Annotated in this window: 17 protein-coding genes and 1 rRNA gene; 4 read left to right on the top strand and 14 right to left on the bottom strand. The window is 35.3% G+C overall.

Annotated features, from left to right (window positions below; all coding sequences use genetic code 11):
* From HMPREF9707_RS08160 to HMPREF9707_RS08145, 4 genes are all read right to left on the bottom strand, one after another.
* Positions 1–189 (bottom strand): 16S ribosomal RNA (locus HMPREF9707_RS08160); the annotation flags it as partial.
* 407 nt (positions 190–596) lie between these two features.
* Entirely contained in the window at positions 597–1,922 is a 1,326-nt protein-coding gene (locus tag HMPREF9707_RS08155; protein ID WP_006702226.1) for a glucose-6-phosphate isomerase, read from the bottom strand.
* 15 nt (positions 1,923–1,937) lie between these two features.
* Positions 1,938–2,330: a CvfD/Ygs/GSP13 family RNA-binding post-transcriptional regulator gene (locus HMPREF9707_RS08150; RefSeq protein ID WP_006702225.1), complete on the bottom strand. Its 393-nt coding sequence runs from the start codon at positions 2,328–2,330 to the stop codon at positions 1,938–1,940.
* A 12-nt stretch (positions 2,331–2,342) separates the two neighbouring features.
* On the bottom strand, positions 2,343–2,930 hold the full coding sequence (locus HMPREF9707_RS08145; protein WP_006702224.1) for a peptidylprolyl isomerase: 588 nt from the start codon (positions 2,928–2,930) through the stop codon (positions 2,343–2,345).
* Positions 2,931–3,072: 142 nt separating this feature from the next.
* On the opposite strand from HMPREF9707_RS08145, the gene HMPREF9707_RS08140 reads away from it, so the two are divergent.
* Genes HMPREF9707_RS08140 through HMPREF9707_RS08130 form a run of 3 tightly spaced genes read left to right on the top strand, consistent with a single transcriptional unit; the run spans position 3,073 to position 5,172 of the window.
* Positions 3,073–3,603 carry a divergent PAP2 family protein gene (locus HMPREF9707_RS08140; RefSeq protein WP_006702223.1) on the top strand — a complete coding sequence of 177 codons (531 nt, stop codon included), beginning with the start codon at positions 3,073–3,075 and terminating at the stop codon, positions 3,601–3,603.
* Between the two features lie 25 nt (positions 3,604–3,628).
* The gene (locus HMPREF9707_RS08135) at positions 3,629–4,615 is read left to right on the top strand and encodes an NAD(P)/FAD-dependent oxidoreductase (RefSeq protein WP_006702222.1); all 987 of its coding nucleotides are present in this window, start codon (positions 3,629–3,631) and stop codon (positions 4,613–4,615) included.
* Between the two features lie 17 nt (positions 4,616–4,632).
* The gene (locus HMPREF9707_RS08130) at positions 4,633–5,172 is read left to right on the top strand and encodes a phosphatidylglycerophosphatase A family protein (protein WP_006702221.1); all 540 of its coding nucleotides are present in this window, start codon (positions 4,633–4,635) and stop codon (positions 5,170–5,172) included.
* Positions 5,173–5,269: 97 nt separating this feature from the next.
* On the opposite strand, the gene HMPREF9707_RS08125 is transcribed toward HMPREF9707_RS08130, so the two are convergent.
* The 3 genes from HMPREF9707_RS08125 to HMPREF9707_RS08115 form a co-directional block, all read right to left on the bottom strand.
* Positions 5,270–5,899 carry a TIGR01906 family membrane protein gene (locus tag HMPREF9707_RS08125; RefSeq protein WP_006702220.1) on the bottom strand — a complete coding sequence of 210 codons (630 nt, stop codon included), beginning with the start codon at positions 5,897–5,899 and terminating at the stop codon, positions 5,270–5,272.
* 16 nt (positions 5,900–5,915) lie between these two features.
* Positions 5,916–6,569 (bottom strand): YutD family protein, encoded by a 654-nt coding sequence (locus tag HMPREF9707_RS08120; protein ID WP_006702219.1) that lies wholly within the window; start codon positions 6,567–6,569, stop codon positions 5,916–5,918.
* A gap of 122 nt (positions 6,570–6,691) precedes the next feature.
* Positions 6,692–7,309, bottom strand: a complete 618-nt coding sequence (locus tag HMPREF9707_RS08115) for a hypothetical protein (protein ID WP_006702218.1) — start codon at positions 7,307–7,309, stop codon at positions 6,692–6,694.
* 206 nt (positions 7,310–7,515) lie between these two features.
* Here HMPREF9707_RS08115 and HMPREF9707_RS08110 point away from each other — a divergent pair, with 206 nt between their 5' ends.
* Positions 7,516–8,367, top strand: coding sequence for a DegV family protein (locus HMPREF9707_RS08110; RefSeq protein WP_006702217.1), 852 nt, complete (start codon positions 7,516–7,518; stop codon positions 8,365–8,367).
* 123 nt (positions 8,368–8,490) lie between these two features.
* Here HMPREF9707_RS08110 and HMPREF9707_RS08105 read toward each other — a convergent pair whose 3' ends face one another.
* The 7 genes from HMPREF9707_RS08105 to HMPREF9707_RS08840 all read right to left on the bottom strand — a co-directional run bounded on the left by HMPREF9707_RS08105 (position 8,491) and on the right by HMPREF9707_RS08840 (position 15,163).
* Positions 8,491–9,630 (bottom strand): alpha/beta fold hydrolase, encoded by a 1,140-nt coding sequence (locus HMPREF9707_RS08105; RefSeq protein ID WP_006702216.1) that lies wholly within the window; start codon positions 9,628–9,630, stop codon positions 8,491–8,493.
* A 12-nt stretch (positions 9,631–9,642) separates the two neighbouring features.
* Positions 9,643–10,581 (bottom strand): polysaccharide deacetylase family protein, encoded by a 939-nt coding sequence (locus HMPREF9707_RS08100; RefSeq protein ID WP_006702215.1) that lies wholly within the window; start codon positions 10,579–10,581, stop codon positions 9,643–9,645.
* Positions 10,582–10,678: 97 nt separating this feature from the next.
* Positions 10,679–12,796, bottom strand: a complete 2,118-nt coding sequence (locus tag HMPREF9707_RS08095; protein ID WP_232217675.1) for a DNA internalization-related competence protein ComEC/Rec2 — start codon at positions 12,794–12,796, stop codon at positions 10,679–10,681.
* 203 nt (positions 12,797–12,999) lie between these two features.
* On the bottom strand, positions 13,000–13,641 hold the full coding sequence (locus tag HMPREF9707_RS08090) for a helix-hairpin-helix domain-containing protein (RefSeq protein ID WP_006702213.1): 642 nt from the start codon (positions 13,639–13,641) through the stop codon (positions 13,000–13,002).
* An 83-nt stretch (positions 13,642–13,724) separates the two neighbouring features.
* A complete protein-coding gene (gene coaD / locus HMPREF9707_RS08085) occupies positions 13,725–14,216 on the bottom strand; it encodes a pantetheine-phosphate adenylyltransferase (protein ID WP_006702212.1) in 492 nt (163 codons plus the stop codon).
* Positions 14,217–14,219: 3 nt separating this feature from the next.
* Positions 14,220–14,783, bottom strand: coding sequence for a 16S rRNA (guanine(966)-N(2))-methyltransferase RsmD (gene rsmD / locus HMPREF9707_RS08080; RefSeq protein ID WP_006702211.1), 564 nt, complete (start codon positions 14,781–14,783; stop codon positions 14,220–14,222).
* On the bottom strand, positions 14,774–15,163 hold the full coding sequence (locus HMPREF9707_RS08840) for a YlbG family protein (RefSeq protein WP_006702210.1): 390 nt from the start codon (positions 15,161–15,163) through the stop codon (positions 14,774–14,776). The genes rsmD and HMPREF9707_RS08840 overlap by 10 nt, the downstream gene beginning before the upstream one ends.
* Position 15,164: the final 1 nt, after the last annotated feature.

Below are 15,164 nucleotides of genomic sequence, written 5' to 3'. Positions count from 1 at the left end.
GAACAACTATGCGGTATTAGTCATCGTTTCCGATGGTTATCCCCCGCTGAAGGGTAGGTTTCCCACGTGTTACTCACCCGTTCGCCACTCGCGTTGAAAGGAACAAGTTCCCTTCTCGGCGCGTTCGACTTGCATGTATTAGGCACGCCGCCAGCGTTCATCCTGAGCCAGGATCAAACTCTCATGAAAGATCATGAGTCTCGATTGACTCTAAAATTTTTACTAGCTTTTGTTTTTTTAATTGGTTGCCTCCAACTATGTTTCGAATTTATCGTTGTTCCAACTTGCGTTGGACCCTTTCACATTTGGTGTGTTTGTCTTTGTTCAGTTTTCAATGAGCTTCGTTGCCTCCAAGAAGCAACTTCTATATAATAACAAGGTTAATTTGAGAAGTCAACACTTTTTTCAAATTATTTTATTATTTTTTTCTTCGTTCGTTTCAAACGAAGAAGACATGAATTATATTATCATCTTTGAAGTTATTCGTCAACTGTTTTTTACAAGAATTTAATCTTTTTAACATTGACGTTCGTCTTCGTGACGACAAGAGATAATATACCATGTCTTCGTCTTGGTTGTCAATCTATTTTTTACTTTTATTTTAAAACATCTTCATAACCTGGTTTTTCAAGCAAAGCAAACATATTCCGCTTATAATCTTCTACACCTGGTTGATTGAATGGGTTGATACCTGTTAAGTACCCACTCACACCCACTGCGAGTTCAAAGAAGACAATTAGATAAGCTAAGGATGCCTCAGTCATATCTTCTAACTCGATATGTAAATTAGGTACGCCACCTTGTGCGTGTGCCATCTGTGTTCCTAAGAAAGCTTTATGATTAATCTCATTTATGTCTTTTCCTTCAATATAACCTAACTGGTCCAAATCATCCTCTTCGGCTGGAATTGTTAATTTTACTGTTGGGTTAGCAATTGTAATCACAGTCTCGAAAATATTGCGAATTCCATCTTGGATGATTTGGCCAATTGAGTGTAGATCTGTTGAAAAATTGGCACTCATCGGGAAGATGCCTTTCATATCCTTACCTTCTGATTCACCAAACAATTGTTTCCACCATTCTGCAAAATATTGTAAAGAAGGTTCATAATTAGCAAGAATCTCAATGTTTTTACCTTTACGATGTAAAATATTACGAATGGCTACATATTGCAACATATCATTTTCAGTGTAATCCGTATTGATATATTCATCGAATGCTTCTTTAGCACTTATCATCAATTGTTTGATATCTCCACCTGCGACTGCAATGGGTAATAGCCCTACTGCTGTTAATACTGTAAATCGGCCTCCAATTCCATCTGGGATTACAAACGTTTCATAGCCTTCTTGGTCCGCTACAGACTTCAAAGCACCTTTTTCTGCGTCAGTTGTCGCGTAAATACGGCGATTTGCCTCTTCATGACCATATTTTTCGATTAACTTTTCTTTAAATAATCTAAAGGCAATCGAAGGTTCTGTAGTTGTTCCTGATTTAGAGATAACATTAATCGAAAAATCTTTTCCTTCTATTAAATGAAGTAATTCTTGATGATAAGTCGCACTGATGTTATTTCCTGCAAAAAACACTTGTGTTTTCTTTTCTTTTTGGAACGTAAGATTGTAAAAAGTTCCATTTAAAAATTCAATCGCAGCCCGAGCTCCTAAATAGGATCCCCCTATACCAATCACAATAAGGACATCGGATGTTTCATTGATTTTCTCAGCTGCTTTTTGGATCCGTTCAAATTCTTGAATATCCATATGATCTGGCCAGTTGACCCAATCCGTATATTCGCTACCTGCACCGGTTTTATTTAATAACGTATCATAAGCAAGTTCGACAAATGGTTGGATTTGATCAATTTCATGCGCTCTCAAATAAGTTTTGTCGATGGCATGACTGAATTTTAGTTGACTCATATTTACACTTCTTTCTTATTGATTTTGGATATTTTTATTTTGGATATTCTTTAATGCCTCTTCAATAATACTAGGCATTTGTTGTTTTAGTGTTTTAAAACCAATTTTAGGAGTATGACGTCTTGGAATTTTCTTATTCCGTGCAGGATATGTCGGGACATTCGTCTTTTCTAGTGCACGCATTGATAAACTGATTTTATGTGAATATTCATCAATATCAATAATAATCACTCGAACTTGTTGACCTATTTTTACAAAACTACTCAAATCTTCAATATAACCGTGATGGCATTCTGAAATATGGACGAGCCCTTGAGTTTGATCATCGAGTTTGACAAAGACACCGTAGTTTTGAATACCTGAAACTACTCCCTCGATGACATCCCCGATTTTATATTCTCGTGTCATCTAGACACCTTCCTATTCAAGAATATCAATTGACTCAATTATCACATCTTCAATTGGGCGGTCTGCAGGATTTGTTGGCACAGATTCAATTTTTTCAACAATATCCATTCCTTTTGTCACATGACCAAATACAGTATGGCGAGAATCTAGCCACGGTGTACCTCCGACTTCTCCGTATGCCTCAACCACCACTTGTGGTAGGTTTAATGCTTCTAATTGCCCTAACATAGACAATGGCACTTGAGATGCTGTTACAATAAAGAATTGACTGCCATTCGTATTTGGTCCAGCATTAGCCATTGATAAAGCTCCACGTAGGTGATAATAATTTTCTGAAAACTCATCTTCAAATTTATTACCATAAATACTTTCTCCACCTGCGCCTGTCCCTGTTGGGTCTCCTCCTTGTATCATAAAGTCCTTAATAATACGGTGAAAAATGACGCCGTCATAGTAACCTTCTTTAGCTAAAGATTTAAAATTGTTTACCGCTTTGGGCGCTGCGTCTTCGAACAACGCTATTTCAATATCTCCCATGTTGGTATGGATGGTAACATCCGTTGATAATTTTTCTGGTTGTGTTTGTGGATACTCTGACATTTTAAAAATTCATCCTTCCTAAATTATTCATCTCTTTTATCTTAAATCACTTTACCTTATTCTACAAACATTTTATAGTTATCATTTAGAATATTTGATATGATAGACCTACATCATAATAATTATTCAAGGGAATGAGACAATGAACTATCCATTAATAGCTGCTTTTTCAGCAATTTTATTTGCCCAATTTATTAAATATCCAATTGCATTACTCGCAAAAAAATCTAGTCCTACCTTAAGTATCATGACATCAACTGGTGGGATGCCAAGTTCACACTCTGCTGCTGTAGCCAGTTTAACGACTGCTTTAATTTTGCAAAATGGTTTTAGCTCTCCATTGGTAGCTATTGCTTCGGTATTCGGAGTCATTGTGATGTTTGATTCAATGGGGGTCCGGCGACAAAGTGGTGAACAAGGTATTATTTTAGATATTTTAGCACGAAAATATATGAAAGAATTAGAATCTGAGAAGTTTCACCATCCAACTCAAGATTATGACGAAAGCAAAGATGATTTCAATCCATTTACTCTAGAATACAAACTTTCAAATATCGAAGAGTACGAATCTATGATTATTCGACGCTACCTCGGCCACAAACCGAGCGAAGTGATTGTCGGAACGTTCACTGGCGCAATGGTCGCAATCATATTATGGATTTTTATCGGGTAAAAGTTACATAAGAAACGAGGTTATTATGCATATTCACGAAGTTACAATTGTCGGCGCTGGTCCGGCAGGTCTTTTTACAACTTTTTACGCAGGTTTGCGTTCATTAGATGTTCATCTCATAGAAAGTTTAGATGAATTAGGCGGACAGCCAAATCATCTCTATCCAGAAAAAAATATTTATGATATTCCGGGACACCCGGCAATTAAAGGATCTGAATTGATTAATCAACTGACAGAACAAATGCAACGCTATCAGCCTAAAATTACACTTGGCGAACAAGTATTAACTGTGACCCCTATCTTGCAAGATAATCAACTATCTTATTACGAGATCGAAACACAAAAAAATACTTACTATTCTCGAACTGTCATTGTCGCTGCTGGAAATGGTGCATTTACACCCAGAAAACTTACAACCCAATCATTAACCCCTGAGTTTGAATCCCATATCCATTATTTTATAAAAGATTTACAACACTTCTCCGGAAAGAATGTTGCGATATTCGGTGGTGGCGACTCAGCAGTTGATTGGGCGCTTGAACTTAGCAAAGTCGCAAAGTCCGTTGCAATTGTTCATCGAAGAGATCAGTTTCGAGCTCTTGAAAGCAATGTAAATGCAATGGAAAAACGAGGCGTTCAAATCCACACATCTAGTCAACTCAAATCTATTCAAGGAACAGAGAGAATTGAATCACTCACACTTGATCAAATTCAATCTAAAGAAGTACTGACATTACCGATTGATGAAATTGTAGTTGCTTACGGTTATTCAATGAATTTAGGCCCAATTAAAAAATGGGGATTTGATTTTAAACGTAATGCTATTGAAGTTAGCCCTTTCCTTGAAACTAATTTACCTGGAATTTATGCTGTAGGAGATATTGCAACTTATTCCGAAAAAATTAAGTTAATTGCCATTAGCTTTAGTGAAGGAATTAAAGCGATAAATCACGTTGTCACTCAACTGTATCCAAACGATCAAAGTCATTCAATTCATATTACACATCAATAAATAATGGAGGAATTTTAATGAATAATAATTTTGTAACGAACAATCAACTTGAACAACATGCCCATAATTTATTAGAGCAGCGTGGCGTTAAGTTAGAGGATATTGCTTTTATTGTCTATGAATTACAAAAAGAATATGTCGATGATTTAACGATAGATCAATGTTTAGAGAATGTAATTGCTGTGATGCGTAAACGAGAAGTCCAAAATGCAGTTATCACAGGGATTGAAATCGACATTGCCGCAGAAAAAGAGCAATTCTCACCTATTTTAACTCAAATGCTTCTTAACGATGAAGGGTTGTACGGTATCGATGAAATATTAGTTTTGTCTATCGTAAATGTCTACGGTTCAATTGGCTTAACAAACTTTGGTTACGTTGATAAACTCAAACCAGGAATTATTGGGGTATTAAATAGTGAAAAACGCACTTCATGCAACACATTCATCGATGATATTGTAGGCGCATTAGCCGCTGCTGCTGCGAGCCGCATTGCTCACGCTCAACCTTCTCAATTCGAGATGAAAGTCCAAGAAAAACTTGGCCGTCACCCATAATCCTAAAAACATAAAAAATAAGGCTATTACCTTTCACTAACTCAACTTCTACTGGAAGTGTGTAGTTGGAAAGGCAATAGCCTTTTTAATTCGCATGTTATTCATTGGATAATTCATATCGATACATTGAAATTCGATATTGTAGTACAAGTAACAATAGCGCAAAACCTATCATAAACGCAATCAGAAATAATTCTGGGGGTAAGATATAAATTACTGGGTCTGTTTGTGGGTTGAATAGCCAGTTATCATTACGGAATAATATTTGATGAAAAAGAATAAAAAATTGATCAAAAAACAATCCAACTAACCCCACGACCATAATCAAACCATACTTCAAATAGGTGAGCAAACGAATGCTTCCCATTAAATCTTCCCATGCATTGGATTTTTTTATAATTTTAGGATAACTCGCGAGCAATAAAATAAAGAGACCTAATACAATTTGGAAGATAATTTTCACTTCATAGAAATGACTTACAGCAGCCGAACTACTTGAAAGATATGTCATTTTAAAAGGATAAAAAGGAATTAAAATAAAGCGGACAAGTTCTAAATATGTTGTCATCGTTTCAGCCGTAGTCAAATGCACGACCTCTCCCAGAGGAAATAGCCAGAGCAATACGCGATAAATCGGAATCGTCAGTAATGTCGCGCCTAAAATAGCTAGGCAAAAAATAAAAGTTACATCATATATTACCAATCCATAACGTTTGAAAACATCCATACGTATATACCTCTTATTAGACCTTACGCTGTTTAATCACAAAATCTTTATTGTTGCTTAATGTTTTATTCGAAGTCACTTTATTTTTAGACGTTTTTTTCTCAAATTGCTTATTCTTCCTTCGGCGTTTAAAAGGTTTTTCCTGCGCTGTCTTTTTAAATTGACTATCCTTTTTCTTATGTTGTTCATTTTTATTTCGTGTTGAAACTTGATGTTTTTGTGACTTTCCTTTTTTAGGTCTCCCCTTATAGATGGTTGAATAATTTTCTTTCAATTTATTGTATTCCAACTCAGCGGATTCTTTCGCCAATACAAAATAAGCACAACCAAAATTACAATATTCTTTTAAATAGTCGTCTAAAAAATCTATTTGCTGATCTTTAGGAACTTTCGGAGTATTTAGTTGATAAAATCCTCTCAAACGAAGTTTTTCATGGCCCCAGTCTCCTACAATAAAATCATATTTTTCAAAAAAAGGATCGTAGAGCTTCTTTAGGGCTTCAATATCAAATCCTTCTCGAAAATCCATGGCTAACTTATAAGTAGTATCGTTAATTTGATAGATTCCTTCATCTAACATCGTAATTGAAACTTCTTCTAACTCTTGGTGTAGTACATCTACCAAAATCTCACCAATTTGATCAGTTAAACTTGTTTCTTTATGACTCATTCCCATCCCCCTTTCTTTTAAATTTTACCTATCTCTTAATTTTGTACCTTTAAATCAAAAATAAAAACTACCAAATAATTTAGGCATTATTTGGAAGTTTAACAATGAATCTTTTAAAGCTACTAAGCGGCTATAACAGGAGTAAAACTTCCCAAAAAGATATACGCAATAACCATGAGTACCATATAGCCTAATACATAGAGTAACCACTCGCGTGGAATCATCGGTATTTTTATTTCAAGCACAAAACCGACTGCTAATATCGCCATAACAACGCATAAAATAACATAAAACACTGTACTTGGAATAATATAAGCCAATAAACAAATTAAAGGTATTAAGATTGCAATCGCTTCTAATGGCAAACCAGTTGAAGACTGCGAAAAAATAATAGGTGATTCAACACCATAATATGCTATCCTCAATACTACAGCTAATAAAAATATTGCTCCAACAATCACTGCAATGATTGATCCATAGGAAATACTATTCAAAAGAACAACTGGAAGTACTCCATAAACGACTACATAGGAAAGTGCTAATATTTGTTGGTCAAACACTGGATTTGTCGACGTTTCGTCTTGAATGAACCATTGTGACAAAACAAACGCAACCGATGCAATCATTAACGAAATCAAAACGTAGTGTGACTGAGCAATTAATGCAAAGCCGATTCCTACCGTTCCAAAAAATAAACTAAATAATGAAAATGCATTTTTTTGATTTAATAAATGGAACATTTGTTTCCAACCTCCTTCTATCAATTATTCTTATCTATTATTTTACATGGTTAAGGCAATTATTACAATGGATAAAATCCCCATTTTCCCTATTCAAAATCTTACCCATAAACTACAAACCTATGACAACTTAGCAATTGTTTGACGTTCGAAAAGAATTCAAGGTATAATGATGTTATCATTATTCACCTGAAAGGAGATTTATAATGACTGAATGGAAAATCGTGACAGACTCAGGTTCTGCCATCCGAACGTTACCTACGAATAAAAATATAAAATTCGATGTTGCTCCATTAACGATTCGACTCGGAGAACAAGAATTTGTTGATGATGCTCAGTTAGACTTAGAAAATTTTGTTCAAACAATGCATGAAGCAAAAGAGAAGTCATCGAGCGCCTGTCCATCACCGGATGTTTATGCCCAACATTTTGAAGGGGCCAATAAAATTATTTGTTTTACTATTACAGGTCAGCTTTCTGGTAGTTTTAATAGTGCGAGAATCGGTGCCACCCTCGCCCAGGAAAAAAATAATTCTTTGGACATTTATATCCATGATAGTCGCTCTGCTGGAGGTGAAATGGATTTATTAATTCATAAAGCGGTAGAATTGATTGAGGAAAATCCAAATCAATCTATTGAAGAACTTGCGCAAAAGATTCAAGCCTATCATGAAAACACTCATGTAGCAATTATGCTTGAATCTGTTAAAAACTTAGCCAATAACGGTCGTGTATCAAAGTTAATTAGCGCTGTTATAGGAATGATGGGCATTCGTTTAATTGGAACACGTACTAACGAGGGAACCATTGAGTTGAATCACAAAGTTCGAGGTCAAGCACGAGGTATCCGTGCGATGGTTGATGATATGGTTAAGAACGGCTACCGAGGCGGAAGAATTTATCTGAACCATATACTGTGTGAATCTTTAGCCCAAGAAGTATCTGATGAAATAACTAAACTATTTCCTGAAGCCGATATTCATATCAACTGCGGGAGCGCTTTATGCTCATTTTACGCTGAAACTAACGGCATTATTATCGGCTATGAAACAATATAATAGATAAAAAAACCACTTTGACGAATATTATTACACTCTGTAAAGTAGACTCATTATTTATATGCCTACTCCACTGAGGGTGTTTTAAAAATACGTTAAGTGGTTTTTTTAATTTGTCTTTAATTACGAGTGAGAATCAATAAAACAATTAACTTTTCGAATTATATCTTGAATTACAGCATCTTTTTCATGGAGCAAGTTGTGACCTGTGTGTTCGTACTCATATCCGTATCCAAGGTATAAGTGATTTAAGGCATGATCTATAGCTCGAATATCGACTAAGTCATCACCTTGACTCATAAAAATTAAAACAGGAATATGGATTGAATCATAATAATTTAATTGAAGCATCTGCTCACTTGCTGCCATCGAAGATGCCAACCAAGATAATGTTCCTCCGATGGTAGGATTGACTTCAAACTTACGTGATATCTTCTGCATGTAATTTATACGTGCTTGACTGTATGACATTTTAGGCATCAATGTTAATTCATCACTTTGATCTTTTGAAAACACAGCCGGTACAATCATATCTTGAAATGGAATGGCTCGATGCCCTTGCCCTGAAAGCTTAAGTGTCTTACTTAATAATGAAGCAAATGCCGCCGAGAAAGGTCGCGTGTTAATTGCGAGCATAGGTGAAGATAAGATAACACCTTGTATCGTCTCAGGATATTGCTTAGCATAGCGCATCGAAATCATGCCACCCATTGAGTGTCCCATTAAATAACATGGTCCAGTAAAATGATATGTTTGTTTTGCATGATCGATAAGACGATACAGATCATTAACAAACTGATCAAAGAAATCAATATCAACGCGTGTATCTTTCGCATTAACTTTTGAATCTCCATGACCGCGTACATCATAAAGCAATAGATTGCAATTAAGTTGAAGTAAGTAATAAATAATTTCAAAGTACTTTTCTTTATTTTCAATAAACCCATGTGTAAAGATAATTGTTGGGAATTCCTCTTTTTTTAAATAGAAATCATAATGTAAATTGAAATTTGAGATAGGAATTTGGTTCGAAATTAAATAGTTTTGCACATAAGGTAATACTTGCTGATCCATCTTTGTTTGATAATTTTTCTCACTTACCCAATCAAAATCATTTGGGAAACCATCTTGAGACTCGTCAAGTTTGAACGTATGTGAGGGCTGATTATCTTTTTGGTTTTTTAAATCATAAAACAACTTATAGGCTAAGTATCCTCCTACCCCATAGGTCAGTCGCTGTCCCCATTTATCTATTTGACCCATCAATTAACACTCCTATTCTTGTTGACTATTTGTACCCACTTCTAAATTATTAGGCCGTGATTGAATTAGAAGTGGATCAACAATTTCATATCCCATTTCTCTATACCCATCAATCATTCGCTCTAATGCTTCATAGGTCCACTTACGGTCATGCATTAATATATTAGCTCCTTTGCGTAAGTAATCTGTTGTTAAAGAAATTTCCGCCAGCGCATCACCATCTAAATATTCATCTTGCCAGTCATAACCAAAGTTCCAGGTAAACAATTGCATACCTAATTCATTACAAATCTTCAAAGTATCTAAGTTATATAATCCAAAAGGAGGTCTGAACCAACGGGCAGATTCGCCGGTAATTTCTTCAATCAACTCACTTGTACGGGCGATTTCTTCATATTGTTCTTCATAAGTCAACTCTTTTAAGTTTTGATGGTAAGTTGTATGGTTCCCAATCTCAAATCCCATATCATAGACTTCTTTAAGAATCGAGCGACCACGTTCACCCTCTAAAAACATGCCGTTTACTAAGAAAATCGCATTAACATTTTTTGATTTCATCAATTTCGCCATCTCAAGCATATAGCTATCAGGCTCTGCCGGACCATCGTCAAAGGTAAAGAGCAACACATTTTCAGAACTTCGCTCATCCATTGGAAAAATCTCCGACGAAATATCCGGGTCATCGTAGATGGTGTAAGCATATCCAGACTCATTTGGCGTCGCATAATGTTGATAATCTGTCCATACACGGTGTGTTACAGCAGTGCCTTCAGTCGTTGCACTCGATTCCTCTATTGTCTCAACAGAATCAGCCATTTCTTCTGCCGTTTCAACTTCTTGGGATGTTATTTCTTCCTGTTGTGATGAATATTGATTGGCTTGACTATTGACGCAACCTGCTAAAACACTTAACGTTAGCATAGTTAGGCTACATATTTTCAAAGCTTGCATCGTTTTATGCTCCTTTTCAGTTATTGTATTTAATGTATAAAATTAGATTAGATTCTTTCATAGGATATCTTCTACTATAAAATTCATTATACATTAATTAATAATCTTTACTAGTAAAGGATGGCTTTTCAGAAAAAACTTGACGTACTTGGAGTCCAATATAAGGAAAGTAGATTAATTGTATCGCACCACCAGAATGAGTTGAAAAATATGGCTTACCTAATGCTTCTACCCGTTCAATTACCTCTGAATGTGGGTGGTGATAGTGATTATTTTCACCAGCTGAATTTAATAAAAGTTTTGCCTCAATAATTGACAGAAAAGTCTCCGACGAACTATGTCGACTTCCATGGTGGCTTAAATGTAGAATATCCGGTGAAAAACTTGGAAATTGTTGTATAAAACGTTCTTCGAAAGGAGTTGACATATCGCCTAAAGTTAGAAATGAAAGGTTGCCTATTTTTAATCGTACCCCAATACTATGATCGTTACTAAGACTGGTGCTCGTTGTCAATTCATCGGAAGTTAAACTAGCTAACTGGATTGATTCATTCCAAACTTTATACAGACGACCTTCTGGAATGCCTTGAAAACTTACATTTTGAAATGTATTTTTTTGTTCAACAATAAAATCATCAGCCATTAGGTTATCCAACAACAATACTGATTCTACTGGAAAAGTTTCTAAAATTGCTGGTAAATTTCCAACATGATCTAAATCTAAATGAGTTAAAATAATCCCAGACAATGACTGGACACCGAGTGCTTTCATAGCAGGAATGATATTGTAATGAGCATATCGACGATCGATTTGTTTTGTATCGTAGGCGTATTTACCTCCGGTATCAATCAACCAAGTCCCTTGATTAAATGGCAACTGGTACAACACTGCCATCCCTTGACCAACATCAATGATCGTTATTTTCGTTGTAAAATTACAATAAGGATAAACGCATATTAATAAGAGATAGGTAATCGTAACAACGAGCAATCGACGTTTCTTTTCTTTTGAATATAATTGATACAATGCTACGATCATTAATCCGATAAACAGTCCATGCGGCAAATAACCTAGAATAATCGATGGAGAGATTGATGATAAAATCTCAAAAAAATTAATCATTATTTCTGCAATCGCATCGAACCCGCGGATGAAAATACGATGAAAGGGTTCAGGAAGAAAAATGATCCATCCCGACAGCAACATGAAAGGCAAAATAATTTTCTCAAATAAAATCCCTATTAAAGTCATCGTAATAATTTGAACGAGATGCAACGTATATTGACTCTGAAGCATAATCGGCCAAGTAAATAGGATGATAGTCATACTCACTTTAAAGGTATCTCGTATTGATAGCATCACCGATGAATTCGGGCTAAAGATTAAAACATAGGATATTAAAAAACTTAGGATATATCCTATGGACCAAACTTCATAAGGATTAATGATTAACAAAGTGATACTAAGAATTGATAATAAATCAACTCGTGACACGCATTGAGTTCGACGCATGATATGGGGGGTGACATATAACATAAACATCGAACGCGTTACGCCAATCGGCCAATCAATCAGACTCGCATAACAAATTAAAATAGCAAACACGATATAATATGCATAATCATTTAAGATACTCATTCTTTTTAGAAAATAACTAAAGTAAGAATGCAACATCACAATATGAAAACCAGAAATCGCAAATAAATGCATTACGCCCATAATTTGAAAAGTATCACGTTGGTCTCGGTAAAATTCAGTAGATTTATTTAATAACAGTTTATGAAATAATGCAAACCAAGGATGAGTTTGATACCGATTATATTGTCCGACAATTTGATTACGCAATTTATAGAAGCGGGATGCTATCGATGGGTTTGAACGAATCGCTTCAACATGCAAAACATCGTAATGCCAAATAATCTGTTTTGTTTTTAAATATTTTTGAAAATTAAATAAATAAAAATTACGATTCGAAGCAGGTCTTTTTAAAACACCTTTAACTTGAACGATCGAAGGAGTGCCTTCGAATTGTTGATACAGCGTTCCTTCTGGATTTTTGAACGTTAAATATACTTTGAACCAACGCTCTTGTTGCCGATCAAAGAGATAGCCATAACCTCTAGCATAGCCATCTCGAAATTCTAATTGATAAGGGTCCACCTTTACTTGTGTTTGTTCAACGGATTGATAATTGATTTGTAAATGTTCCTTCATTTCATAATCCATTATACGCACCCGCCCTACAATGAGTAAACTAATGACCAAACTCATTACTAAAAGAAGTTTGTTCTTTAACGTAATTAAACGAATAAAAATTAAAATACATATCCCTATTGATAAATAGCTAGGTTGAAGCCAAGAATATATAAACGCGAATATCGCACAAAAAATAAAAAACCAATGATATTTTAACTTACTCATGGACTTACCGAAATTAGGTGAGCGAGTTCCTCATAGGTCTTCTCACCAATCCCTTTAATTTCTTTAATTTGATCAGTTGACTGGAATGAACCATTCGTTTGACGATATTCAATAATCGCTTGTGCTTTTTTCGGTCCAATATTCGGTAATGTTTGTAGCTCCTCGACAGTCGCTATATTAATATTAATTTTTTGAGAAGCAACGGACGGACTGGATAGATGATAATCTCGGTCCAGCAAATTATCCCTATCTCCTTGCGTTAATTGTTCTTCTACTTCACTTTCCGTGTAAACTATTATTTTTTGCTGGTCGAATAACTTTTCTGCTAGGTTAATCGTACGATCATCTGCCTCTATAGTTAAGCCACCCGCAGCTTCAATCGCATCAATCATTCGGCTTCCTTCACTTAATTGATATAATCCAGGGCGATTTACCGCCCCTTTAATATCAATATAGATTATTGTTTCTTCGGATTGAGACGTATTTTCCGAGGACAGGTGTTCTTCTGAAGTTTCTTCAGTAAAATAAAGTGGGGTTTGTCTTATGTTATAATATTGAACCCCCAGTGAGATGATAAACAATACAATCCCTCCAACAATCCACAACATATATTTTCTAAGATAATTTTGGTATTGCACAATATTTCCTCCTTTCTATCAATAGATACGCAAAAAAGAGGCAAATCTTTATCAGATTTGCCTCTTTAATATATTTGTAATAATTACTTGAATTTCGCTTCCATGGCGATTCGAACATTTTCAGGTACCATATCATGAATATCTCCTTTAAAATACGCAATCTCTTTAATTAATGATGAACTTAAGAAGCGATATTCATCGGCTGCGTATAAAATCATCGTCTCGATATTTTTTCCTTGTCGAGCATTCCCAGATGCAATGGTAAATTCATAGTCAAAATCCGTTGAGTTGCGTACACCTCTTACAATGGTACTAGCGTGATGTTGTTGATAATAAGTCGCAACAAGTCCATCTGTTAATGTATCAATGCGGACATTATTATATTCTTTGATATTTTCATAGATGAGACGGATTCGCTCATCTACACTAAATAAATGTTTCTTCGACGTATTGACTGCTACAAGAACAATCACTTCATCAAACAACCGACTTACACGATCAATTATGTTTAAATGACCTAGGGTTAATGGGTCAAATGTCCCGGGAAATAAAGCTATTTTAGGTTGATGGTCCATTGTTTACCTCATTTCTTCATAGATTCGAATCATCGATTGACCATACCGTTTGGTCTTATTCTCACGATAATGAAGGATTGAATCGGGCAATGAATGTGTTGCGTCATATTCACAAACAATTTGACAGTTTGTATCTAGCAACTCATGTGCGACCAACCATTCGATATCTTCAACAATTCGTTCTTTAGCATAGGGGGGATCAATAAATACTAAATTAAATTTCAAGTCCATCGATAAGGTATCAGTGTATTTTAATAGTCCCTTTCGATTTTCACCCGAAAGAATTTTGAATTTTTCAGGTGATCGGGTCACCTCAATATTCTTTTCAATTGTCTGAATGGCAGGACGATAGCGTTCGCATATAATGGCTTTATTAAACCCTCTCGAGACCGCTTCAATCGCTAAAGCACCGCTACCACCATAGAAATCTAATACAACCCCTCCGTCAAAAAAACCGCCTAACATATTAAAAATATTTTCTTTAATTTTATCTGTAGTAGGTCGCGTATTATTACCAGGTACTGCTTGGAGCTTTCGACTGCCATACTCCCCTGCAATCACTCGCATGATGACTCTTCCTCCGACCGATCCGATGCTGCACTTTTCTTTGAATCTTCTATTTTGAATGATTGGCGCATCATCTCGAAGAATGATTCATCCGTTTCCTCGATTATAAAATCGTCCTGAACCATATTAATATCGAATGGTTCAATCGCACCTTCAAAAGTCATATCAATTTCATCACGATGAGACAATTCTACTTCTCTAACAAAAAACAAGCCTTGCAATTCCTGAAGGATTTTAGCGGTCTCTTCTTTATTAACATATAATATTGCATACTTCATACGTTGGCTTACATAATGAACAAAGCCATACTTCCTAAGTTGTCGAATATTTTTTGTCGAATATAACCAAACAATAATCGATTGTCGCTGTATAAACTTCAAG

The organism is Falseniella ignava CCUG 37419 (genome assembly GCF_000301055.1).
GTDB classification, from domain to species: domain Bacteria; phylum Bacillota; class Bacilli; order Lactobacillales; family Aerococcaceae; genus Falseniella; species Falseniella ignava.
This window is presented reverse-complemented; position numbering and strand designations above follow the sequence as displayed.